Origin of the sequence: Komagataeibacter swingsii (genome assembly GCF_003207895.1) — a bacterium.
Lineage (GTDB): Bacteria > Pseudomonadota > Alphaproteobacteria > Acetobacterales > Acetobacteraceae > Komagataeibacter > Komagataeibacter swingsii.
The window spans coordinates 78,724-101,330 of record NZ_NKUB01000011.1 but is presented as its reverse complement, the minus strand read 5'-3'; the positions used below and the strand labels follow the sequence as shown (position 1 = coordinate 101,330).

The 22,607-nt window shown below is 64.0% G+C and carries 26 protein-coding genes and 1 tRNA gene; 14 read left to right on the top strand and 13 right to left on the bottom strand.

Going from position 1 to position 22,607, the window contains the following annotated elements; all coding sequences use genetic code 11:
* Nucleotides 1-2: 2 nt before the first annotated feature.
* The 6 genes from CFR76_RS10215 to CFR76_RS10190 are packed head-to-tail and all read right to left on the bottom strand — an operon-like array spanning nt 3 to nt 6,255.
* Nucleotides 3-800 carry a TatD family hydrolase gene (locus tag CFR76_RS10215; protein ID WP_110557034.1) on the bottom strand — a complete coding sequence of 266 codons (798 nt, stop codon included), beginning with the start codon at nt 798-800 and terminating at the stop codon, nt 3-5.
* On the bottom strand, nt 797-2,335 hold the full coding sequence (gene metG / locus CFR76_RS10210) for a methionine--tRNA ligase (protein ID WP_110557033.1): 1,539 nt from the start codon (nt 2,333-2,335) through the stop codon (nt 797-799). The genes CFR76_RS10215 and metG overlap by 4 nt, the downstream gene beginning before the upstream one ends.
* Nucleotides 2,332-3,294, bottom strand: coding sequence for a DNA polymerase III subunit delta' (locus CFR76_RS10205; protein ID WP_110557032.1), 963 nt, complete (start codon nt 3,292-3,294; stop codon nt 2,332-2,334). The genes metG and CFR76_RS10205 overlap by 4 nt, the downstream gene beginning before the upstream one ends.
* Nucleotides 3,287-3,961: a dTMP kinase gene (tmk, locus tag CFR76_RS10200; RefSeq protein ID WP_110557031.1), complete on the bottom strand. Its 675-nt coding sequence runs from the start codon at nt 3,959-3,961 to the stop codon at nt 3,287-3,289. The genes CFR76_RS10205 and tmk overlap by 8 nt, the downstream gene beginning before the upstream one ends.
* A gap of 3 nt (nt 3,962-3,964) precedes the next feature.
* Nucleotides 3,965-5,242 (bottom strand): D-alanyl-D-alanine carboxypeptidase family protein, encoded by a 1,278-nt coding sequence (locus CFR76_RS10195; protein WP_110557030.1) that lies wholly within the window; start codon nt 5,240-5,242, stop codon nt 3,965-3,967.
* Complete coding sequence (locus CFR76_RS10190) at nt 5,239-6,255, bottom strand: lytic murein transglycosylase (RefSeq protein WP_208623974.1); 1,017 nt, start codon at nt 6,253-6,255, stop codon at nt 5,239-5,241. The genes CFR76_RS10195 and CFR76_RS10190 overlap by 4 nt, the downstream gene beginning before the upstream one ends.
* A 278-nt stretch (nt 6,256-6,533) precedes the next feature.
* Here CFR76_RS10190 and CFR76_RS10185 point away from each other — a divergent pair, with 278 nt between their 5' ends.
* Both CFR76_RS10185 and CFR76_RS10180 read left to right on the top strand, forming a co-directional pair.
* Nucleotides 6,534-7,109: a DedA family protein gene (locus tag CFR76_RS10185; RefSeq protein ID WP_025438730.1), complete on the top strand. Its 576-nt coding sequence runs from the start codon at nt 6,534-6,536 to the stop codon at nt 7,107-7,109.
* Nucleotides 7,106-8,200 carry an ATP-grasp domain-containing protein gene (locus CFR76_RS10180; RefSeq protein WP_110557028.1) on the top strand — a complete coding sequence of 365 codons (1,095 nt, stop codon included), beginning with the start codon at nt 7,106-7,108 and terminating at the stop codon, nt 8,198-8,200. Before CFR76_RS10185 ends, CFR76_RS10180 begins: the two co-directional genes overlap by 4 nt.
* Before the next feature lie 105 nt (nt 8,201-8,305).
* On the opposite strand, the gene CFR76_RS10175 is transcribed toward CFR76_RS10180, so the two are convergent.
* Nucleotides 8,306-8,764: an MlaD family protein gene (locus CFR76_RS10175; RefSeq protein WP_110557027.1), complete on the bottom strand. Its 459-nt coding sequence runs from the start codon at nt 8,762-8,764 to the stop codon at nt 8,306-8,308.
* A gap of 123 nt (nt 8,765-8,887) precedes the next feature.
* On the opposite strand from CFR76_RS10175, the gene CFR76_RS10170 reads away from it, so the two are divergent.
* Nucleotides 8,888-9,730, top strand: coding sequence for an undecaprenyl-diphosphate phosphatase (locus tag CFR76_RS10170; protein ID WP_110557026.1), 843 nt, complete (start codon nt 8,888-8,890; stop codon nt 9,728-9,730).
* Nucleotides 9,731-9,757: 27 nt separating this feature from the next.
* Here CFR76_RS10170 and CFR76_RS10165 read toward each other — a convergent pair whose 3' ends face one another.
* On the bottom strand, nt 9,758-10,987 hold the full coding sequence (locus CFR76_RS10165; RefSeq protein ID WP_110557025.1) for a mechanosensitive ion channel family protein: 1,230 nt from the start codon (nt 10,985-10,987) through the stop codon (nt 9,758-9,760).
* 177 nt (nt 10,988-11,164) lie between these two features.
* Between CFR76_RS10165 and CFR76_RS10160 the strand changes: the two genes are divergently transcribed.
* Nucleotides 11,165-11,239: transfer RNA gene (locus CFR76_RS10160), tRNA-Met, on the top strand.
* 62 nt (nt 11,240-11,301) lie between these two features.
* On the opposite strand, the gene CFR76_RS10155 is transcribed toward CFR76_RS10160, so the two are convergent.
* From CFR76_RS10155 to CFR76_RS10135, 5 genes are read right to left on the bottom strand one after another with little or no spacing between them, the layout of a single operon-like run.
* A complete protein-coding gene (locus tag CFR76_RS10155; protein WP_244191876.1) occupies nt 11,302-12,693 on the bottom strand; it encodes a tyrosine-type recombinase/integrase in 1,392 nt (463 codons plus the stop codon).
* A complete protein-coding gene (locus CFR76_RS10145; RefSeq protein WP_110557023.1) occupies nt 12,690-12,926 on the bottom strand; it encodes a hypothetical protein in 237 nt (78 codons plus the stop codon). The genes CFR76_RS10155 and CFR76_RS10145 overlap by 4 nt, the downstream gene beginning before the upstream one ends.
* Nucleotides 12,923-13,798, bottom strand: a complete 876-nt coding sequence (locus tag CFR76_RS10140) for a DNA adenine methylase (RefSeq protein WP_208623973.1) — start codon at nt 13,796-13,798, stop codon at nt 12,923-12,925. The genes CFR76_RS10145 and CFR76_RS10140 overlap by 4 nt, the downstream gene beginning before the upstream one ends.
* The gene (locus CFR76_RS18040; protein ID WP_167402106.1) at nt 13,795-13,932 is read right to left on the bottom strand and encodes a hypothetical protein; all 138 of its coding nucleotides are present in this window, start codon (nt 13,930-13,932) and stop codon (nt 13,795-13,797) included. Before CFR76_RS18040 ends, CFR76_RS10140 begins: the two co-directional genes overlap by 4 nt.
* Nucleotides 13,929-14,513: a chromosome partitioning protein gene (locus CFR76_RS10135; protein ID WP_244191875.1), complete on the bottom strand. Its 585-nt coding sequence runs from the start codon at nt 14,511-14,513 to the stop codon at nt 13,929-13,931. Before CFR76_RS10135 ends, CFR76_RS18040 begins: the two co-directional genes overlap by 4 nt.
* Before the next feature lie 8 nt (nt 14,514-14,521).
* Here CFR76_RS10135 and CFR76_RS10130 point away from each other — a divergent pair, with 8 nt between their 5' ends.
* The 10 genes from CFR76_RS10130 to CFR76_RS18405 all read left to right on the top strand — a co-directional run bounded on the left by CFR76_RS10130 (nt 14,522) and on the right by CFR76_RS18405 (nt 22,600).
* Nucleotides 14,522-15,598: a major capsid protein gene (locus tag CFR76_RS10130; RefSeq protein ID WP_279628926.1), complete on the top strand. Its 1,077-nt coding sequence runs from the start codon at nt 14,522-14,524 to the stop codon at nt 15,596-15,598.
* A gap of 10 nt (nt 15,599-15,608) precedes the next feature.
* Nucleotides 15,609-15,890 carry a hypothetical protein gene (locus tag CFR76_RS10125; RefSeq protein WP_110557020.1) on the top strand — a complete coding sequence of 94 codons (282 nt, stop codon included), beginning with the start codon at nt 15,609-15,611 and terminating at the stop codon, nt 15,888-15,890.
* Entirely contained in the window at nt 15,887-16,231 is a 345-nt protein-coding gene (locus CFR76_RS10120) for a head-tail joining protein (RefSeq protein ID WP_110557019.1), read from the top strand. The genes CFR76_RS10125 and CFR76_RS10120 overlap by 4 nt, the downstream gene beginning before the upstream one ends.
* Nucleotides 16,228-16,746: a hypothetical protein gene (locus CFR76_RS10115; protein ID WP_110557018.1), complete on the top strand. Its 519-nt coding sequence runs from the start codon at nt 16,228-16,230 to the stop codon at nt 16,744-16,746. The genes CFR76_RS10120 and CFR76_RS10115 overlap by 4 nt, the downstream gene beginning before the upstream one ends.
* 8 nt (nt 16,747-16,754) lie before the next feature.
* On the top strand, nt 16,755-16,994 hold the full coding sequence (locus CFR76_RS10110; protein ID WP_110557017.1) for a DUF2635 domain-containing protein: 240 nt from the start codon (nt 16,755-16,757) through the stop codon (nt 16,992-16,994).
* On the top strand, nt 16,991-18,478 hold the full coding sequence (locus CFR76_RS10105) for a phage tail sheath subtilisin-like domain-containing protein (protein ID WP_110557016.1): 1,488 nt from the start codon (nt 16,991-16,993) through the stop codon (nt 18,476-18,478). Before CFR76_RS10110 ends, CFR76_RS10105 begins: the two co-directional genes overlap by 4 nt.
* A 9-nt stretch (nt 18,479-18,487) precedes the next feature.
* Nucleotides 18,488-18,871: a phage tail tube protein gene (locus tag CFR76_RS10100; protein ID WP_110557015.1), complete on the top strand. Its 384-nt coding sequence runs from the start codon at nt 18,488-18,490 to the stop codon at nt 18,869-18,871.
* A complete protein-coding gene (locus CFR76_RS10095) occupies nt 18,868-20,532 on the top strand; it encodes a phage tail assembly protein (protein ID WP_244191874.1) in 1,665 nt (554 codons plus the stop codon). Before CFR76_RS10100 ends, CFR76_RS10095 begins: the two co-directional genes overlap by 4 nt.
* Nucleotides 20,529-21,026, top strand: coding sequence for a phage baseplate assembly protein (locus CFR76_RS10090; protein ID WP_244191873.1), 498 nt, complete (start codon nt 20,529-20,531; stop codon nt 21,024-21,026). The genes CFR76_RS10095 and CFR76_RS10090 overlap by 4 nt, the downstream gene beginning before the upstream one ends.
* 188 nt (nt 21,027-21,214) lie before the next feature.
* Nucleotides 21,215-22,600 (top strand): hypothetical protein, encoded by a 1,386-nt coding sequence (locus CFR76_RS18405; RefSeq protein ID WP_244191872.1) that lies wholly within the window; start codon nt 21,215-21,217, stop codon nt 22,598-22,600.
* Nucleotides 22,601-22,607 lie beyond the last annotated feature (7 nt).

Below are 22,607 nucleotides of genomic sequence, written 5' to 3'. Positions count from 1 at the left end.
CGTCAAGCCGCCCGGCTGAACAGGCGGCTGAAATTGCGCGTGGTCATTTCCGCGAACGCGGCGTCTTCCATCCCGCGCAGTCCGGCCAGCATGCGGGCGGTATAGGCCACGTATCCCGGCTCGTTGCGCTTGCCACGGCGCGGCACCGGGGCAAGGTAGGGCGAATCGGTTTCCACCAGCAGCCGGTCATCCGGCACGTCTTTCGCCACGTCGCGCACCGACTGCGCGCGGTTGAACGTCGCAATGCCGGAAAAGCTGATATACCCCCCCAGTTCCAGCGCCCCGCGCGCAAGGTCCGGCCCGGATGAAAAACAGTGGATCAGGAACGGGAACGCGCCATTGCGCGCGGTCTCGTCACGCAGGATGCCCAGCGTGTCCCCATCGGCTTCGCGCGTGTGGATCACCAGCGGCAGGCCGGTGCGGCGTGCGGCGTCGATATGCACGCGGAAGCTTTCATGCTGCTTCGGCCGGATGTCGGGCTGGCCATGGAAATAGTCCAGCCCGCTTTCGCCGATCCCCACCACCCGCGGGTCATCGGCCATCGCCGCCAGCGCCGCCGCGTCAGGCAGGACTTCCTCATCCACATGGTCGGGATGGGTGCCGATGGTGCACCATACCCGCAGGGCGGGCGTATCCAGCGTGGCCAGCTTCTTCTGCTGGTCCGCGCGCGACAGGCGGGTGCCGATGGTGACCAGCCCATCCACCCCGGCTTCACGCGTGCGGGCCAGGATTTCGGGCATTTCCGCATCGGAAAAATGGTCGAGATGACAGTGGGAGTCGGTCAGTCCCGTACGGGTCATGAAGCCTCCGGTTCGACATGGCGGGGGAAGATGCCCTGCGGCGCGGGGAGTGCGCAGCCTGCGGGCAGCGGCGTATCAAGGGAGGCGAAGTCCCGCATGTTTTCCGGCACGCCAAGCTGGGTCAGCATCCTGTCCATGCTGCCGGGCATGTAGGGTTGCAGCACGGTGGCGATGGTGCGCAGCGCATCGGCCAGCACGCGCAGCACGTCGCCCATGCGGGCGGCATCGGTCTTTTTCAGCTTCCACGGGGCCTGATGGTCGATATAGGCGTTACACGCGCGGATGACCTTCCACACGTCCTCCAGCGCATCGGTCAGGGCCTGCCGGTCGATCTGCTCATGCATGATTTCCGGCAGCAGGCTGGCTGTGGCCAGCAGCTTCGTGTCCTCGGGCGTGTGCGCGCCCTGCGCGGGCAGCTTTCCATCACAGTTGCGCGCGATCTGCGACAGCGTGCGCTGGGCCAGGTTGCCAAGGTCGTTGGCCAGTTCGACATTCATGCGCGAGATGATGGCGCGGCGGCTGAGGTCGCTGTCACCGCCAAAGGGCATTTCGCGCATCAGGAAAAACCGGATCGGGTCCAGGCCGAATTCCGCCACCAGGTCGCGCGGGTCCACCACGTTGCCCAGCGACTTGCTCATCTTCTGGCCTTCGATGGTCCACCACCCGTGCGAGAACACGCGCTCGGGCAACGGCAGCCCCGCCCCCATCAGCAGCGCAGGCCAGTAGATGGCGTGGAAGCGCAGGATGTCCTTGCCCACCAGATGCAGGTTGGCGGGCCAGAAATCCCAGCGTGGGGCCGTCTGGTCCGGATAGCCCACGGCGGACAGGTAGTTGGCCAGCGCGTCCACCCACACATACATCACATGCTTCGGGTCGCCCGGCACGGGAATGCCCCAGTTGAAGCTGGTGCGGCTTACGGACAGGTCGCGCAGGCCCTGCTTCACGAAACTCGCCACCTCGTTGCGGCGGCTGGCGGGTTCGATGAAGCCGGGACGGGTTTCATACAGTTCCAGCAGCCTGTCGCCGAATTTGGACAGGTCGAAGAAATACGACGGCTCCTTCACCCATTCCACGGCGGCACCCGTGGGGGCGACCTTCTTGCCATCCGGCCCGTCGACCAGTTCTTCCTCGCCATAGAAGCATTCATCACGCGTGGCGTACCAGCCTTCATACGCGCCAAGGTAGATGTGGCCGTTTTCCTCCAGCTTCTTCCACAGCGCCTGTGCGCCATCCGCGTGGCGCGGCTCGGTGGTGCGGATGAAATCGTCGTACGAAATGGCCATCTTGTCGTACATGTCGCGGAAATCGGCGGCCACGCGGTCGGCGAAGGCGATGGGGGTCATGCCCGCCGCCTGGGCCGCCTGTTCCACCTTCTGCCCGTGTTCGTCCGTGCCGGTCAGGAAAAAGACATCAAATCCCGCCAGCCGCTTGAAACGCGCGATCACGTCGGCTGCGACCGATGTATAGGCGTGGCCAATATGCGGCGCCCCGTTCACGTAATAGATTGGTGTTGTGACGTAGTAGCGCCGTGTCATGTTCCACTCACCCGCGCAAGCGCCGTAAGCAGCGCCTGCTGTTTATCCAGATTGAACCGCTCGGTTTCCGCGCGCAGCCGTACCATGTCCTGCCACAGCAGGGCCAGTCGGGCCGGGTGCGGATCCCCCGCGCCCGCCCGCCCCGCGTCGAGGGCGAGGCTGCGCGTCCTGTCTGATATGGCATCACACAGCAGATCGAAAAAGACGCTAAAGCCATTTTCGCGCCGGGTCACCTGTTCGGCAATGTCATAGCCGGCCTGTTCCCCCACCGTGCCATCCATCACGCCCGCGACGAGTGCGGCCAGTTCCGCCGCGTTCCCCGCCAGCAGGTCCCCCGCCCGCCCCGGCGCGCCGTGGGCCAGCGGCAGGATGCGCGCGACCTGGTCCGGCGCGGGGGCGGATTCCATGTCCGCCAGCACCGCGCGCATGGCCGCGTCATCCAGCGGCGACAGCGCCAGCACCCGGCAGCGGCTGCGGATGGTGGGCAGCAGCCGCCCCGGCACCGACGTGGTCAGGATCAGGATGGCGCGTTCGGGCGGTTCCTCCAGGATCTTGAGGATGGCGTTGGCCGCCGTGCGGTTCATGTATTCCGCGCCATCGACGATCACGACCCGCCAGCCCCCTTCCGCCGCCGTGCGGCGCAGGAAGGCGGAAATGGGGCGGATGTCATCGCCCACGATTTCACGGCGCAGGCGATGGCGTTTTTCATCCATCCCGCGCGCGATCACCAGCAGGTCGGCATGCGTGCCGGCGGTGACGCGGCGGCCCACGGGGCTGTCATGGTCCTGCGCGCCCAGCAGGGTGCGCGCCATCATGAAGGCCATGGTGGCCTTGCCAATCCCCTCCGGCCCGGTCAGCAGCCAGGCATGGTGCAGCCTGCCCGTACGGATGACCGACAGGAATTCCTGCCATGCCGCGTCATGCCCCAGCAGGCGGCGGCAGGCGCGTGGATCAGGCATGGCCCACCCGTTCCAGGTACGGGGCCACAACCGCGCGGATGGCGTCCTGCACCGCATCCATCGCCGCGCTGGCGTCAATGCGGCGGCACCGCGTGGCGTCGCGCCGGGCGATCGTATCGAACCCCGCCGCGACACGGGCATGGAACGCGGTATCGAGAGCCTCATATCGGTCGGTGCGGCCCCGATCGGTGTGGCCCCGGTCGGCGCGGCTGTTGGCGCGTGCCGCCATGCGGGCGGCGGCAATGGCCGGGGGCGCCTGCAGCACAAGGGTCAGGTCGGGCATGGCGGGCACCAGCGCGCGCAGGCGGGCGATCAGGTCCAGCAGCGCCGGATCGCCATTACCCAGCCCGTGCCCCTGATAGGCTTCGGTCGAATCGGCAAAGCGGTCGCATATCACCACCTTCCCCGCCGCCAGCGCGGGGGCGATGCGCCGGTCGACATGGTCGGCGCGGGCGGCGAAATGGGCCATGACCTCGGCCCGGGGCGACAGGTCGTGGCCGCCAAACAGCAGGAAGTCGCGCAGCGCCTCCGCCCCCGGCGTGCCCCCCGGCTCGCGCGTCAGGTCCACATCCAGCCCGAGGCCGCGCAGGTGGTCGGCCAGCAGCCGGGCCTGCGTGGACTTGCCCGCCCCCTCGCCGCCTTCAAGCGTGATGAACAGCCCGGACATGGCCTAGCCGTGTCCCAGCTTGCGACCCAGCACGGCCGAAGCCCGGCCCATAAGCCCCAGCCGGGGCACCGCCGCGCCTGCCACCAGCGGAATGCGGATTTCCGCAAGGCCGGTATTGGCGATGACCATTTCACCCAGCGCCTGCCCCGCCGTGACCGGCGCGGGCACGGGGCTGCGGTAATCCACGCTGACATGCACCCGGTTCTGCCAGCCATGGGGCAGCGTAAGCGTTACGTCACGCGTCGCCACCAGCGGCACGGTGGGCGCCTGCCCCAGCCAGACCGGGGCGTTATCCACCACGGCGCCGTTACGGATCAGGGTCGCGTTTTCAAAATTGACGAATGACCATTCGAACAGCCGCTCGCCCTCATTGGCGCGCGCGTTGCTGCTGGGCAGGCCGTTGATGGCCATGACCACGCGGTTGCCGCCGCGTTCGGCGCTGGCGCACAGGCCAAAGCCACCGGCGTCGGTATGGCCGGTCTTAAGCCCGTCGGCCACGCCCCGGACCACCAGCGCGTTGCGGTTTTCCTGCGCTATCCTGTTGTAGGTGAAGCTGCGTTCGGAAAAGAAGTGATAATATTCGGGAAAATCGTGGATCAGGTGCATGGCGATGGTCGCGACATCGCGCGCGGACATGTAGTGCCCGTCCATCGGCCAGCCCGTGGCGTTGAGGAAATGGCTGTTGGTCATGCCAAGCTGGGCGGCCTGCGCGTTCATCATGCTGACGAACTGGTCTTCCGACCCCGCGATGCCTTCGGCCAGCACGATGCACGCATCATTGCCCGACTGGATCACCATGCCCTGTATCAGGTCGGACACCGCGACGGACCCGTTCAGCGGCACGAACATCTTCGACCCCTGCATGCGCCATGCCTTTTCACTGACCGGCAGCGTCTGCTCCAGCGTCAGCCGGCCCGCGCGCAGCATGCCGAACACGACATAGGCCGTCATCATCTTGGTCAGCGAGGACGGCGGCATGCGTTCATCCGCCGCCTTTTCCAGCAGCACGGCCCCCGTGGTGTAATCGACGATGCACGCCCACCGCGCGATGGTGTCGATCGGGCCGATCAGGCTGTTGGCCGGGGATGACGGGATCGCGGGTTCGGCCGCGACGGGCGCCGCGGCGGCGGGATGGCGGCGGCGGCCCGCGGCCCATGCCGGGGTGGATACAAGAAGGCTGGTGGCCCCAGCCAGAAGGAAACGTCGGGTGTGCATTGCATCCTTGGTCCGGTAGGTACCAGCCGGGCGCGCGGCCACGACTGGCGTGACAGGGTCCGTCATGCGATTTCGTTCCCCAGCAGGCCAACGGCCAGCGCATAGAAATCGGATGGATTGTAGCGACGGATCGCGGCGAAATTACGATAGACCATGAAGGCCTCGCCCCCCGGCCCGTCGGGGCGCAGGACGGCGCCGGTATCGGTGGGCCGGTCAAAGGGCGCGCCACCCGCCTGCCGCACGCCCATCGCCATCCACTCCGCCAGCGTGCGGGTCTGGGCGCGGCCCAGCGTGGCCTGCGCCACGGTGTCGGGCACGACCACCTGCTGGCCCCAGCTTTCGCCCCCCACCCAGCCGGACCCGGCAAGGTAGTTGGCGATGGAGCCGAACACGTCCGGCATGGAATGCCAGATGTCGCGCCGCCCGTCGCCATCGATATCGACGGCGTATTTCACGTAGGCCGAGGGCATGAACTGCGGCTGCCCCATGGCGCCGGCATAGCTGCCGGTCATGAATTCGGGGGCAATGTCGCCCGCATTGAGGATGGCCAGCGCGTGGAACAGTTCGTCATGGAAGAATTTGGCGCGCCGCCCCTCGAACGCAAGCGTGCACAGCGCGTCCACCACCGCGAATTTGCCCGTCATCGCGCCATAGCCCGATTCCAGCCCCCATATGCCCATCACGGCGCCGGGGGCCACGTCGTACCGGGTCAGCACCTGCTGTTCCAGGATGGCGCGCTGCTGCGCGAAGGCCGCGCGGCCATCCGCGATCTTGCGCGGGGTCAGCACCCGGTCGCGGTACTGCGCCCATGTCAGGTGGAATTCCGGCTGGTTGCGGTCACGCTGTATGACCTGCATGTTCGGCGCGGACAGCGCCAGCGCCCGGGTCACGGCATCGGCCGTCAGCCCCTGGCGAATCGCATCGCGCCGCACGGCGGCCAGGAAGGCGGCGTAATCGCCGCCCGCGCCGGCCACAGCCCCCGCCGCATGGCGCGCCGCCCGCGCGGGCACGCGCCATGCGGCGCCAGCCCCGGCTAGGGAGGCGGCGGCGGCATGAAGGAGGCGGCGACGTAAAAGCATTCCGAATGCTGTGCCACGGCCTTGCGCCCGTTTCAATGTCTGACTTGCGTACACGCCAATGTCCGGCCCGCCCGGACATGGCCGTGTACACGCTGCGACACAATTTCGCGTTTGTGACGGCAGGCGAAGCATGTCACAAGAACGCCCGTCGCCATTTCCCGTTGGCCCATCATGGCCAATGTTTTCCATGCCCGCGTGCCGGGCCGACTGAAGGGCTTGTGCTTGCGTAGTCACGGTTTTCCCATCCCGCACGGCCGGGACCTGCTGGAACTGCGCGCATGCCCACGCTGACCGCCTATCTCATGGCGGCCGGGGCGTCGCCTTTCATGCAGGGGCTGGCGATCATCATCGGCACCTTCATACTGGAAGATGCGGCGACCATCATGACCGCCATGCAGGTGCGCACCGGGCATGTCGATGTCACGGTGGCGCTGGTGGCGCTGTATATCGGCATTGTCGTGGGCGACATGGGGCTGTACGGCATGGGCAGGCTGGCGGCGCTGTGGCCGCCCGCGCGCAAGTGGATCACCCTGCCCGGCGGCGCGCGGGAAGGGCAGTGGTTCGACCGCAACGTGTTCCGCATCGTCTTCATCAGCCGCTTCGTGCCCGGCGCGCGCTTGCCGCTTTACACCGCGTGTGGTTTCTTCCGCGCACGGTTCGGGCTGTTCTGCATCGCGGCGGTGCTGGCGACCCTGATATGGACCTCCATGCTGTTCCTTGTCTCGCTGCGGGTGGGGCAGTTCCTGATCGACCACCTGGGGACATGGAAATGGGCGGGCATGGCCGGTTTCATCCTGACCATATTCCTGATCAGCCGCATGATCGCACGTTTGCAAAGTAATGAGACCCGATGACCGACGTAACCACAGCCATTGACGGCAGGCCAGCAAAGCAGGCCGGGACCCCCACGGTTTCCGCCTTCGAATTCTGGCCGGGATGGGTCTTCTACACCCCCATCGTGCTGTACTGGATCATACTGGGGCTGTGGCATCGCGATTTCAGCCTGCCCACCGCCGCCAACCCGCGCATCGAGACCGGCGGCCTGTGCGGGGAAAGCAAAAGCTCGATCCTGGACATGGCGGGCGACGTGGCGCGCGAATGGATCGCCCCCTATGCCGTGCTGACCACGGGACGCGACGACCTGCCGCGCGCGCTGGCGGCGATGAAGGGGGCGGGCCTGTCCTTTCCCGTCGTGCTCAAGCCCGATATCGGGTGCAACGGCACCGGCGTGCGGATCATGCGCGACGAAAACGGCCTGCGCGCGGGCCTTGCCGCCTTCGGCCGCGACGTGCCGGTCATGCTGCAACACCTGATCCCCTACGGGCATGAGGTCGGGCTGTTCTACATCCGCCACCCTGACGAGGCGGAAGGCCGCATCACCTCCCTGACCTACAAGGAGGTGCCGTGCCTGACGGGTGACGGCACCTCCACGGTGGAGGAACTGGTCCACGCTGACGCCCGCACCCGCCTGGTCCCCCATATCTACCTGCCGCGGCTGAAGGCGCGCCTGCACGAAGTCCCGCCGGCGGGGCAGTCCCTGCCGCTGGTGTTCGCGGGCAATCACTGCAAAGGCTCGATCTTCCATGACCGCACGGGCGACATAACGCCCGAACTGCGCGCGCGGGTGAACACCATCATGCGCGACATCCCCGATTTCCATTTCGGCCGGATCGACGCCAAGGCCCGCAGCCTTGCATCACTGCGCAAGGGCGAGGATTTCCAGATCATCGAGATCAACGGCGTGGGGTCGGAAGCCACCCATATCTGGGATGCCCGCACCACCCTGCGCGATGCCTACACGACGCAGTTCATGCATTACCGCGAGACCTTCCGCATCGGGGCCAAGAAGCGGCGCGAGGGCTGGAAAAGCAGCGGGGCGATGGCCATGCTGCGCGCATGGCTGCGCCAGCGCAGGCTTATGGCGTCCTACCCGCTGAATGACTGAATGACCATGTAAAAAACAGACGTTTCCGGGCGCCGCCTTTTTAAAGCCTTACCAAAAACTTCCTTGTGATTACGGGATGTTTCCCGGGCAGGCATGTCCGCTCAGTCAGTCACTGGGCAGGCCACCATTGCCGAAGATGTAGTTGCTGACCTGCTGTTCCAGGCTGAGCGGTTCACGCGTATTTGTGATCACCGCGCCGGGCTTCAGCCTGTCGGCCGACTGGCCGGGCTGCACCAGCAGGGCGGTGTCCGCCGTAAGCGTCGGGCTGCCGATTGAAAGGGTTGTATCTTCCGGCAATGACAATGTACGGTCCAGCGTGAAGCCGACATTGGCCATGTAGGTTGCCGGGTCCAGCGCGATGGAGGTCACGCGCCCCACGGGCACGCCATCCATGTTCACATCGGCCCCGACCGCCAGCCCGTTTGCCGAAACGAAGCGCGCCATCACGGGGTAGCGGTCCTGTGACCCGCCGCTTTGCGACGCGCGGGCGTAGAGACAGAACCCACCCGCAACCAGAAGGACAAGCCCGCTGGATATGATCGCGCCACTTCTCTGCCTTGCCATGGTGGCTCCCTGCCCGATACGGCGACGCGCCATCCCGAAATCCGCCGCAATGCCGGGCGATGGGAAACCGGCGCTATGCCTTGCCTCATCTTTTCATCCTACTGCGTCATGGACGGGCGGACAATGACACTCATTCAAGCTATTATCATTGCAATCATTCAGGGTTCCACAGAACAGTTTCCCATAAGCAGCCTGGGGCACGCGGCCATCGTGCCCGCCATCCTGCACTGGCCCATCGACCTGCATGGGGAAATGTTCCTGCCCCTGCTGGTCATGCTGCATCTGGGCACATGCGCGGCCCTGCTGGTTTTTTTCTGGCGCGACTGGGTGGCGCTGTTCACCGGGGCGGCCGGGCGCCATGGCGTCACCATACAGATGGACAGCATCCGCATCCTTGCGCTGCTGGTTGTGGCCACCATTCCCGCCGTGCTGATTGGCGGGCTGTTCGAGCACGCCATCCGCAGCCTGTTCGGCACGGCGCGGTACGCGGCGGTTTTCCTGACGCTGAACGGCGTCATGCTGCTGCTGGTGGACCGGATGCGCGCGGGCCTGCTGCCCGCCAGCGACCGCTCGCTCGCCTCGCTGGGGTTTGGGGAGGCGCTGGTCATCGGCCTGTTCCAGTGCCTGGCGTTCTTTCCCGGCCTGTCGCGTTCGGGGGCGTGTATCGTCGGTGGCCTGCTGCGCGGGCTGTCGCATGAAAATTCGGCGCGGTTCGCCTTCCTCATGGCGCAGCCGGTCATCCTGGCCGCCACCGTGCTGGAGGCGCTGAAGCTGCGCCATGCCCCGCCCCAGCCCGAACAGATGCACATGGCCATCATCGCATCCGTCGTGGCGGGGGTCGTGGCGCTGGTGTGCACCGGCATCCTCATGCGGTATTTCCACGATCATGAAGACTGGGCGCTGCGCCCGTTTGGCTGGTACTGCATCGTGGCCGGCGGGGCCGCGTTCGCCTACCTGTCCTTCTGAAACGCCGATAAAAGTTTTGGGGTGTGATCAGCCATGGCCCTGCCCGCCATCGGTCATGCTCATGCCGCCGCCGCTCGTGCCGCTGCGCGGTCCCATATAGGCGCCCGGCGGCGGGCGCCTGACGGGCGGCGACAGCATGCCCGGATCGCCCATCACATCCAGCCCCGATACCGACGCCACGTGCGATATGCGCTCGCGCGGCAGGGCCTCGGGGCATTCATCGCGCAGGAAGGCCAGGATCCGTTCACGGATCTCGCACCGCAGGTCCCAGCTCTGCATGGCCGAACGCGCGCTGGCGATCACGCGGATCGTCATGACCTGGGCATTGCAGTCGGACACCTGCACCGCGAATTCCTTGCCATCCCATAACGGGGCGGAATGCACGATTTCGCGCAGGCGCTCGCGGATACGGTCCATGGGCGCGTTGAAGTCCACATACAGGAACACGACCCCGATCAGCGCCGCCGAATTATGCGTCCAGTTCTGGAACGTGTTTTCCAGGAAATACGAAATCGGCACGATATGCCGCCGCCAGTCCCACACCCGCAGCACGACATAGGTGGAGGTGATTTCCTCCACCCACGCCCAGTCACCGTTGATGATGATCAGGTCTTCCATGCGGATGGGCTGTGTCATGGCGATCTGCATGCCCGCGAACAGGTTGGTCAGCAGCGGGCGCGCCGCAAGGCCGACCACCAGTGACGCGGCACCAGCGGATGCGAACAGGCTCAGCCCGTACTGCCGCACCGGCTCGAACGTCATCAGCGCAGCGCCCACGGTCAGCAGGCCGATCAGCAGGTCCGTCGTGCGCCGCAGCACGCGCACCTGCGTCATGTGGGTGCGCAGCAGGATGTCGTCCTTGTCATCCTTGCCATTGATCCGTTTGAGGTAGGCATCGGACAGGATGCGGGTGGCGACCACCGCCGCATAACCCAGCATCAGCACGAACAGCACCACCAGCGCATGCATGGTGGCCTGCATGATTTCATAGGGCAGGCCCGATACCGGCAGCGCGGTGCCGACAAACACGATCACCAGCATGATGCGCACGGGGCGCTGCATGGCCATGGTGAAGGAACGCACGAAGGCCCCGCGTTTCTGCCCCGGTATGCGCAGGACCAGTTTCGTGAAGAACCGGCTGAACATCTCCGCCACCAGTCCCGCCACGCACAGCATGAGTATGGAGGACAGCAGTCCCGGCAGCCACCCGAAGAGGTGCCGGATATTGGTCAGAAGTGCCAGGAATTCTGTTTTCACGAAAAATGCGCAGCCTTTTCGGGTTGTTTACGAAATATGGGCGGGGCCACCAGTAGTACCCCCTATTGGGCGGATGTGACAAATCAATGGGGTTTTCGGATCTTTTCATCCCGGGTTTCAAAACACGGGTTGACTTGCCCCGGCAGCGCGGGTATTCCGCACTCATCCTAACGCGATGGCGGTGTAGCTCAGCGGTAGAGCAGGGGAATCATAATCCCTTGGTCGGCGGTTCAAATCCGTCCACCGCTACCATCACGTTAGGGTTTATCCTCAAGGAGTTAGACAACTTCTCTACGGCTTGGCCGGTATCGTTGTTAGTCACTTTTTTTCCCCTGTTTAGAAATGTTAGTCACTCCCCTCTTTTCCTGCCGCTGCTCCAGGGCGCGATTGGGGAGCTTGGCAATGGCATTCACCGCGCGGGTTTTTTGCTCGGCGTGACGCACATATACGCTCACGGATGCGGCCGTAGTGTGTCCTGTGATCGACATGATTTCCCGTTCGGTGCATCCCATTTCCGCCAACCATGATGCCGCTGTCGCCCGCAGGCCATGCCACACGATTCCTTTCAGCCCGGCAGACCGGATTGCCTTACTGACAGCGGATTGAAACTGTCCTAGTTCCCACGGCCTGCCCGGTATGTATGTCAGGATGGTATCTGCGGTCCGAAGCGTCAGTTCCCGTTCAAGGACGATTTTCAGTTCGGGATGGCAGGGTATCCATACCTTGGCGCCCGTCTTCTCCTGCACGACCTCGATCACGTCCCCATCAAAGGCGCTCCAGGTCATGGCAATCTGGTCGATCCCACGTTGCCCCGTACCCAGTGCAAGCAGAAGGGGCAGCCGAAACTGCGGCTTTTCCCGCAGGAAGGTCTGAATTTCATCACGCGTCCATGCCCGATAGCCCGGACCGGTCTTGAGCCGTTTGGGACGAAGGGCCGGGTTATCGGAACGCATGCCGATCTCGATGGCGTAGCTCATCAGGATCGAGAGCATCGATACCGTCTTGTTGGCACGACGTGGGCTTGGAATCGGGTCATCCCCTTCTTTCCGGCCGGGGCGGAATGCGTAGCGATCCCGGACCAGCCTTACGGCTGCCCTGTCCAGTTCAGACACCAGCGCCATGCCGAAATCGTCCTCCAGCGGCTGGAGAAACTTTTCATAGTCCTTCCGCGTGCTGGGCTTGAGCTGCGTCCATTCCGGTGTTCCTCGATAACGGGTTATCAGTTCGGCCAGGCTGCCGGGAATAATGCCCGGCCGAGGCCTTTCGCTTTGCTCAAAACGATTATGGATTTCCTGGTAGGATTTCAGAAACTCGGGGCTGCCGATCTCACCCGCGATCCGCAGGCGAACACCGTCTCGACGGTAATAAGCGTATTTTTTTCGACGGGCCTGATAGGTATTAACGTAAGGTAGAACGACGTTGGCCACTGGTCTTCCCTGCCGCCGCTGCAGCAGCAGCCCATGAATTTGTTGCTGCTTCTTTTCGGGCTGAGCTGAGACAGTTTGCCCCTTGATCCGGTCCATCCAGGCATCCAGTTCTTCAATGAACCAGACGACCCGGCGGCCGGAGATATGATGGGGCTTGGGCGCATTGCCTTCGGCCACTTCTCGCCGCAGCGTCGTGACGCTGATGCCGCCGGCATACGCGGCCGCCAGTTCTTCACTCATGGCGCGCGGCCAATTTGGCAGGCGTGATGCGTCCTTCATTTCGTATCGTCCTTCTGCTTGTCAGAAGCCCAAGCCTGCGTGCCACGCGCACGGATCAGCTTGCGGCCGTTCTCGGTGACGAGGCTACCCCGGAAGACGATGCAGCATGGGCCATCGTCCTCGCGCGTGATGCCGACATACTCGCCCTTGCCGTTGCCGTGGATTTCGATGCTGTAGATCTCTTTGCCGAATTCGAGACCCTGCAGGAGCGGATGGCTGGACAGGTCGCTCATGCCGCTTTTTCTTTGTTTATGTGGAGCGGCAGTTCCTGCTGCGCCAAGGCGCTTTGTGTGGCGGGGTTGAGCCAGAGCATTTCCGTGCGGGGCCGCGCGCCATCCGCATAGGTCTGGATAGAGACTGATCGCCAGCCGCGGAGCATCCGGTCATAGCTGGAGTGGGGATAGCCGCTCAGGACAACCATTCCCTTGAGGCCACGAAGAGCAGACAGCAATTTGCGGTGGTCCTTGCCCGACAGTTCATGCACGTAACCGTGCCCTGCGTGCATCCGGCGCGTGGCAGGAAGATAGGGCGGATCCACATAATGCAGTGTCCACGGCTGATCGTGGATCTGCATGACTTCCATTGCATCCCGGTGCTCGATTACGACTGACTGCACGCGCTCGATGATGGCTCTCAGCGCATCAGGATAGTTTGCCCAGTCCCGCGCCGGCGAACTGCGACCGCCATCGCGGTTGGTTGATGACCGGAACCCTGTTCGCCGGTCCATGCGGCATGAATCCGATCCGAACCCCATGAAGCTGCGTACCACCATCCGGCGGGCACGCTCGACCGGACAGTCCGCATGCTCGCGACAGTCATCATGCTCCGTACGGGCAAACGGGGTCATTTCCAGCAGCCGGACAAGCTGGTCAGCATGCGCAGGATTGCGCAGCACACGGAACAGGTTGACGACATCATCGTCCAGATCGTTATACACTTCGGCACCGGACCGCAGTTTGCGCAGCAGAACGGAAGCGGCTCCGCCGAAGGCCTCAACGTAACAGCGGTGATGCGGAAAGTGCTCCGTAATCCACGGTGCGATGCGCCACTTTCCACCATGCCACCGCAACAGCGGGCGCGTGACTGGTGAGCACATAAGCCTCATGGGAGCGCCTCCAGCACGATCAGGACAAGGGCGCCCCAGATGATGCAGAACAGCAGGACATGCGCGGCGATTCCCTGCTTTGTGGGCAGGTTGTCGCGGATGCGGTTGAGGTGATGATCGGGGATCTGGATCATGCTTCCTCCATCACGCGGAAAGGTGTGCGGACTGGACCGGGCGCATGGAAGGGTACGGGCTGCCAGTCGGGCAGCTTGCCGACCAGCCATTCCCGCAGTTCCCCAACCTTGGCGGGCGGTTTGCCGTGGCGGGTCGCGACAAGCGCGGACAGGATGCGCAGCTGATCGCCGGACATTTCACCCAGTATCTCTGCCGTATCGAGGCGGGGCATGCTGTAATCGGCATCCATCAGGGCGCCAATCCATTCAGCCCGGGCATAATGGTCCTGTGAATACGTGACGGTATTTTGCCTGTGTTCGGGTGTGATGTGGACGTCGCGCGCCAGAACCTCGCAGGCCAGTCGCACCAGCTGGTCGGCCGGCGGGATGGTGATGTCCCCTTCCCTGTCCACCAGACGCGCCAACACATCGGTCTTGAGGGCGCACCCAGCCGTGGCGCGGATCAGCAGCGCGGTCAGGACCGCATCCATGGCGGGCTGCTTCTCCTGGTCGCGCAGGGCGTCATGCAGGGCGCGCGTACGGATCTTGGCCAGCATTTCCTGCCCGCGCCTGGTCAGCTTGATCGGGGGTTCCGTCATCATGCGTCCTCCTGCCCTGTCGCGGTTTTGATCCATGCCGGGATGACACGGCGCAGCTGATCGGCACGGTTGACAACCTTATGCTTGCCGACACTTTCGTGCTGGATAATTTCTTCCCCGATATCGAGGTCAGCGAAACCGAAAAGGTGGCGCTTGATGTGGATATCGGTGTCCGGCGTCTTGCACCCTTTACGGCTCCCACGTCCGAAGCCAAGCCGGTGGAATCCCGCCGGTTCACCACCAACATGTTCACGCCACCCTACATCAAGGATCTGCGTAACCCCGATCTGCTCAAGCCGGTGCGTCGTCAGTATGGCGAACGCCTCATGGGCGGCATGTCCCCCGCCGATCGGCTGGAATTCAATCTCGCTTATGAGATTTCCGACCAGCTGGACATGATCAAGCGCCGGATGGAATGGATGGCATGCCAGGCGCTGGTCAATTCCTCCTACATCGTAAAGGGTGAAGGTTATCCCGCTGTCGAGATCGATTTCGGGCGCGATCCGTCTCTGACTTTCGCGCTGTCCGGTGCAGCGCAGTGGGGGCAGACGGGCGTCTCGCCGTCGGCATCGATCGATGCCTGGGCTGCGATGATGCTCAAGAAAAGCGGGGCGACGCCGCGTGACCTCATTTTCACGACCAGCCCGTGGAATGCATTCAAGGCAGATGTCGGGGTGCTCAATTCGGTGCTGTGGGATCCGCGCGCAGGCGGCGCTGACCTGAACCTTGGAAGCCAGATCGAGACCGGTGCCGTGTTCAAGGGGCACTGGGGGCAGTATCGCTGCTGGCTGTTCAATGACTGGTTTGTCGATCCCGACACGGACATCGAGGAACCAATGATCCCCGACGGGACCGTTATCATGACCACGCCGCAACTGCAGGGCACGCAGGTGTTTGGTCTGATCGTTGATCCCGACTTCGCCTACATGCCCATGCCTTACGCTCCCAAGATGTGGATCGAGAAAAACCCGGCACAGGTCAACCTGCTCATGCAGTCCGCGCCACTGGTCATCCCGTCGCGCCCGAATGCATCCTTGTGCGCCACTGTAATGGCCGCCGGGGCTGACGTTCCGGCACCGGGTATCTGAGGGATAAAACATGCCTGAAAAAGATACGGCGCAGGTCATCCTGCGTCGCCCTGTTTATACCCAGCCCGGGCGTCGTCCCCACCCGGTAGGGGCAGAAATAACGCTCCCTTCCTATGAGGCCGCGATGTTCATCGCGCGCGGTATCGCAGTGGCTGCCAGCTCGTCCGACGCCGAGCGGGTCCGCACCATTGCACCGGTTGCAACAGACGGAACACAGCCCGTTGATCCGGACAAGGTCGCCGCATCCATGCCACCGGCTCCGGCACTGGCGAAAGAGAAGCCGCCCGCGTGAGCATAGACTTCGGCCAGCTTGTCCTGGGGCCGTGTCTCGACACGTTCGGTGCGCCCTATGCATGGAAGTCCCAGACGCTGGCCGATCCCGTAACCATTACCGCCATATTCGATGACGGTTACGAGGCCCTCGACCCCATGGGCACCATCCCGGGCATGGCGCCTACGGACATAACGACCAGCCTGCCCCGGCTCGGGGTGCGGCTGTCGGACTTCCCCGTGCCGCCCGTGCAGGGCGACACCTTTGTCATCGATGGTCGGACATACGCCATCCGTGAGGTCCAGCCGGACAGTCACGGTGGCGCACGGCTCGACCTCAACCTGGTGAACAGCAGCGCATGACCCTCTACCGCGTGGAACTGAAACAGGCCGCCGCTGCGGCGCTGGCCAATGTCGATGGCGTGAAAAACGTCTTTATCGACCGCAGCCTGCCTATGACACAGGACATGCTGCCCGCCATCATCATATCCTGCCCGCGTGACAACGGGGTCAGCGCCGGGCGCGCCCAGCCACAGTTCACGCGCGTGTCGCACCTGTACGTGCATGCCCGGCTCTGCCACACCTCGCCCGAGAATGCTGAAGCGGAAGTCGAGGCCTTCGCGGAACAGATCGAACTGGCCATCATGCTCGATGTCGGCCTGCAGGCCATGGTCACGCAGGTCACGGAAATCGACACAGAAGTCGAGATCAACAGCAAGACCGCCGAACATACCGGCGAAGTCAGCATGCATTTCGGCCTCGAATACATCGAGACCTATCCGCCCCCAGGCACCCCGCTCACCGAAATCACCGGCACCATGACCGCGAACGGAAACGACGACTTCGCTGGCATGCAGGTCCCCCTCACCCAAGACTGAGGTCCCCAATGTTTGTAAAACCCGCCCCGGGCCGCAATGTGCGGTGGCCCGGTACCATGCGGCTGCTCAAGTCCGCAGGTGAAACCGTGCCCGATACGGGCTTCTGGCTGCTGTGCCTGCACAATGGCGACGTGGTGAAGGCCACGCCGCCTGCAGCGTCGGCAGCGCCGGCAATCCCTGCCCCTTCGCCTGCGCCCATCCAGAGTGGCGCGACGGCCATCCCTGAACCCGCCGAGGCCCACGCATGAGCGGCTCCATCACGGTGCCGGGTTACCCGACCAACAACCGGGTGCCCGGCTTTTATTTTGCCCTGGACAATTCCCGGGCGAATACCGCCTCCTACGGCCGCCGCGTGCTGATCATCGCACAGACCACGACCGGCGCGGCCCTTGCTGGCACCGCGCGCCTGTCCGCCGGGATCAGCGATGCGCAGGGCCTGTACGGTATCGGGTCGCAGGCTGCGATCATGGTGGCGCAGTATTTTGCCCTCGACCCGCTGGGCGAGGTCTGGGTGCTGCCGCTGGCCGATGATGCCGCATCTGTTGCCGCCAAGGGTTCCTTTGCCATCGCAGGCCCGGCATCCGCGTCCGGAACGCTGTGCCTGTATGTGGGCGACCAGCTGATCCCCACGCTGGTCACGGCAGGCGACACGGCTGACGTGATTGCGGAGAACGTCATCACCGCAGCAGCAGCCGTCACCGGCCTGCCGGTCTCGCTGGCGGTGGATGCCGCCACGGCGGGGCAGATCAATGTCACGGCCCTGAACAAGGGGCTGTGCGGCAATGACATCCTGCTGGGCGTGGATCTGCTGGGCACTGCCGGCGGGCAGTCCCTGCCCACGGGCGTGTCGGTCACGCTGACCCAGATGGCGGGTGGCACGCAGAACCCCACCACGCTGGCCACAGCATTGGCGACGCTAGGTGACCGTGTCTATGACCTGTTCATCCATCCCTACACCGACACGGCCAGCCTGACAGAGTTCAAGAACCTGTTCAACAACACCGATGGCCGCTGGGCACCGATGAACCAGCTGTATGGCCACGGCATCACCGCCTACCGGGGCACGTATGGGGAAGCCACCACATTCGGCCTGACCCAGAACGATCCGCACACCACGGTCATGCCCGTGTCCGACAGTCCGTCCAGCCCCATGGTCTGGGCGGCACAGGTTGGCGCGTTGGTCGCAGCCAGCATCCGCGTCAATCCGGCCATTCCTGTCACCGGCGTTGCCCTGACCGTCATGCCGCCCACGGATGCCGGGCGCTTCACGCTGGCCCAGCGCAACAGCCTGCTGTGGGACGGTATCTCCACCTTCACGGTGGATGACAGCGGCACGGTCAACATCGATCGCCTGGTCACCACCTATCAGGAAAACGCCGAGGGCGTGCCCGATAACAGCTACCTCGACATCGAGACGCTGATGACCGCCATGATCTGCCTGCCCGACATGCGCATCTATCTGGCCTCCCAGTTCGGTGGCTGCATCCTGGTGGCGGACGGAACCAAGATCCCGGCGGGCGCCAAGGCGACCACGGCCCAGCTGATCGGCAAGGCCTGCGCCTCGCGCTACCGCTGGCAGTGCACGCAGCTCTGGGTACAGAACGCCGAGACCTTTGCCGCCAACCTGCAGGCGCAGAATCAGGGCGGCGGGCAGGTCTTCCTGCTCATGCCCTATGACTTCGCCAACCAGCTGTGGGTCGTCGCCGGCAACTGCCAGTTCGTGAAATCGTAAGGAGCCGCCATGTCCGGAACCGTCTATCGCGGGCCGCTTGGCGGCACCGCGACCCTCACCATCAACGGCATCCCCTTCAACGTCGTGGGCGAAGGCCAGTGGCAGGCCTCTGGCCCGGTCAATGAGACCGCCAAGGGCCAGTCTGCCGTCGAGGGTTTCACTCAGATGCCCGGCCAGGGCTTCATCAGCGCCACCTGCCGTGACCGCCGGGATTACCCGGTCAGCAGCCTGCAGGGCGCGTCCGACCTGACCGTCGTGCTGGTCTGTGCCAACGGCAAGGTCATCACCTGCAACACCGGCTGGCAGACCGAAAACATCACCGTCAACACGCAGGAAGGCACGTTCGAACTGCATGTCGAAAGTGACACCGTGACCGAGGATATCGTTTCGTGAGCCACCACCACAGACAGCCCACCGACGAAGAAGTCATGGCCATCGTGATCCCCGCAGGCGAAGAAGTAGAACAGGAAGATGACGGGGACCGCGTCCTTGTCATCGATCTTGACCCGCCGCTTGAGGTAAAAAAGGCCGGGACGTTCGACGAACTGAGCCTGCACGAACCCAACGTGTACCATATATTATGCGCGGCGCAGGCCATGGGCCGGCAGATGACACCGGAATCGGTCTACAATTCCCAGATCGGTCTGGTCGCGCGCATCTCCGGCGTGCCGGAACGGGCCATCATCGAACTGCCTTCCACCATCCTTGACCGTGCTGTCGTGTTCGTCACGGGGTTTGAGGAGGACGCGCGGCGCAGGCCCGATGAAGAGCCGGACACCGCCCCGTCCTTCTCTTTAATTTTCTCTGACCCGATCGAGGCCACCGGCCGCACATTCAGCGATATGACGCTGCGTGAGCCAACGGTGCGCGAACGCCGGATCATGAAGGCGGCGGAAGCCAAGGGGACACCGGAAGCCTTCCTGCAGGCGGAAATCGCCCTGGTCGAGGCGGTCAGCGAATGCCTGGCGCAGCGTGACCTGCTGGTCATGGCGGCCGAGGCACAGGGGCCGGGCACGCTGATCCACCCCACCGTGGGCGCGCTGCAGGCCGCCCTCACCCGTTTCGAGTGGTACGAACGCGACGGGGTGATGGGCATTGTCGATATCGAGATGGAACTGGTCGAGGTCGTCAATTACCTCGGCTCGGTCATCACCCTGGCGCTCGACGCCGCCATCGGGGTCGCGGCCATCGCGTTCGGCGCATCCGCGTCATCCGATTACACCGCCAGCACGCTGGCCCCGTATTCCTACGGGCGCTCCGTCCTCAGTGCCGGGCGCGACGTCGCCAGTCTCTGGGGCGCGGGCGCGGTGACGGCCATCCGTTCCCCCAGCGCCTGGTCATCCGCCCTTGGCGTCCTGCCGGGCAACCTTGGCCGCTATGTGGGTGGCAATGGCGCCGCCATCGATCCCGATGCGACCGAGGCTAGCGTGCTGGAGGACCTGACCAGGAACGGACAGGTCGTCAGCGCCAATGTGGCCGCGCTGGCGGACGCGGCAGACGCCACGACGCTGGCCACCGGCATCCTTGCCGTGCCGGAATCGGTCCGCTCCGCCATCGCGGATCCGGCAGGGCAGATCGCGGTCCTGACCTCGCTGGTGTCATGCGATGCCACGGTGCTGGCCTCCAGCGCACCGATCGGCGGGGCCATTGCAACGGCGCGGACCGCCACCGCAACACTGTGCCGGCAGGCCGCCCTGCTGTCGCTGGCCCGCGCCTGTGGCGACTGGCAGCCCTCCTCGGCCGAGGACGCGCAGGCCATGCGCCTCAAGATCGGCACGCTGCTCGATGACGAAGCCATCACGGCAGCCGACAGTGGCAATGACGCCAGCTTTCAGGCCCTGCGCTCCCTGCGGGCACAGGTTCTGCAGGATCTGGCCGACCGGGGCGCGCGGCTGCCGGACATGATCACCGTCACCCGCAACGCTGCCCTGCCCGCGCTGGTGCTGGCCCAGCAGCTTTATGCCGATGGGTCCCGCGCGCCCGACCTGATCCGGCGCGCCGATCCCATCCACCCCGCTTTCATGCCAACCGCGTTCGAGGCCCTGTCATCATGAGTGGTGCACTGACCGCCCTGTCCGACTTTCTGGGGTGGAATAACGCCCCGTCGGATCAGGTCTCGATCGTGGTCACGGCTGGTGGTGCGTCACGCCAGATCACCAACTGGACGTCGGCCGTGCTGCGGCTGGGGATCGAGATCATGCCATGGACGGCAACGCTGGGCATGACCGCTGCCCGCGCGTCCGCCACCGGGGCCAGCACGCTCAACCCGGGCGATACCTGTCAGGTCTATATCGGGGCTGATCTGGTGTTCACCGGCTACGTCATTACCGTAGTGGATGACCTCGGGCCGGAAGACCACATGATCGAGGTGCAGATCGCCTCGAAATCCGTCGATCTGGTGGAGTGCGCCGCCGAGTTCAGCACGTTCCAGATGAACAGTACCAACGCGCTGGCCATTGCCCAGGCTGTCGCCAGTCGCATGAACATTGACGTGATTTCCGTCAACGGCGCGGGCGACACCGACATCCTCGCCTTTTCCGTCAGCTGACCATCAACCGCCTGCAGTTCGGCCAGTCCTTCGGCAACCCGTGGGCGACTTGGAGCAATGCTGTGCTGGAATGCGAACTGACCGCCCGCAAGCCCGCGCACACCATCCTCATTTTCAATTACAGCTAAGGATAACTGATGGAACTGATCATCGGCGCGGGCACCGTTGTCTAGGCCTCGCGCGACACGATGCCCGCCACCGGCACACCGGGCTGGGCAACTGATGGTGATCCGGCATCCACCATCCCAGCCACAGATTTCCCGGCCAGCCATTACAACATGCTGATGGCCGAGGTGGTGCAGGTCATCATCGATGCCGGCCTGACACTGGACCGGAGCAACTGGGGCCAGCTCTCCGCAGCAATCCAGAAGATGATAGCCTCCCCATATGGCGGCGCCATTTTTACTCCGGTCCAGCAGGGCGGCGGAGCAGATCAGACTGCCGACAAGGTCTGTATCGGCAACGCATCCGACATCTCTGGCATCCTGCGTTACCGCGTAGGAAGCACGGATTTGGGTCCTCTAGTGTCGGGGAACTACGGAGCGGTTGCTTCCAACGGCGATGTGTCCGTGTATTCGCTGTATTGGTCCGTCAGTGGTAGGCCAATGCTTGGCTACGGGGCAACAGGAGCCGCCATCCAGTGGGCACCTATTGCCACATACTCCGACGTAACAACCGAAACATCCGACCGTGTGGCTGCTGTTTCTGCTGTTCAGGGCCAGTTGCCGAATTATGTGTCCGGCATATGGTACCTGTCGGGAGGGGACCAGCAGGTCAATGGCCTGACGGTTTCCGGTAATACCGGGAGGCCGCAGGTGTTTACGGCTACCACGGATTACACATTGGCCGAGTATTCGGACGTAACAACCGAAACATCCGACCGTGTGGCCGCTGTTTCCGCTGTTCAGGGCCAGTTGCCGAATTATGTGTCCGGCATATGGTACCTGTCGGGAGCGGACCAGCAGGTCAATGGCCTGACGGTTTCCGGTAATACCGGGAGGCCCCAGGTGTTTACGGCCACCACGGATTACACATTGGCCGAGTATTCGGACGTAACAACCGAAACATCCGACCGCGTGGCTGCCGTTTCTGCTGTTCAGAGCCAGTTGCCGAATTATGTGTCCGGCATTTGGGCGTTGTCTGAATCGGATGTGCAGGTCAATGGCCTGACGGTTTCCGGTAATACCGGGAGGCCGCAGGTGTTTACGGCCACCACTCTATATGAGCTTGCAGAAGCCGGTGATGTCTCACTGATGCCCTTTAGTGCGCAGTTCTCAGATGCAAGTTCTGGGTCTGCTACGCTAACATTTACGCCGTCAAAGTCAGGCACGCTCAAGATTGACTACAACGCAGGCACAGCCGGATCGGCTAAAATGACTGACTGGGAGCTAAGCGCAACTGGAGCAACTAATATAGGAGGCGCCGGTAATAATGCCGGATCAAATCTACTTGCAGGAAGCAGCCTATTCAGTGTTACAGCAGGAGTTACAGCAACCATCACTCTGTCTGTCACGTTCTCGGCGTCCACTACGGAAGTTTTAATTGGTGGAACCGCCATTTTTGTTGCTAGCTAACACGCGA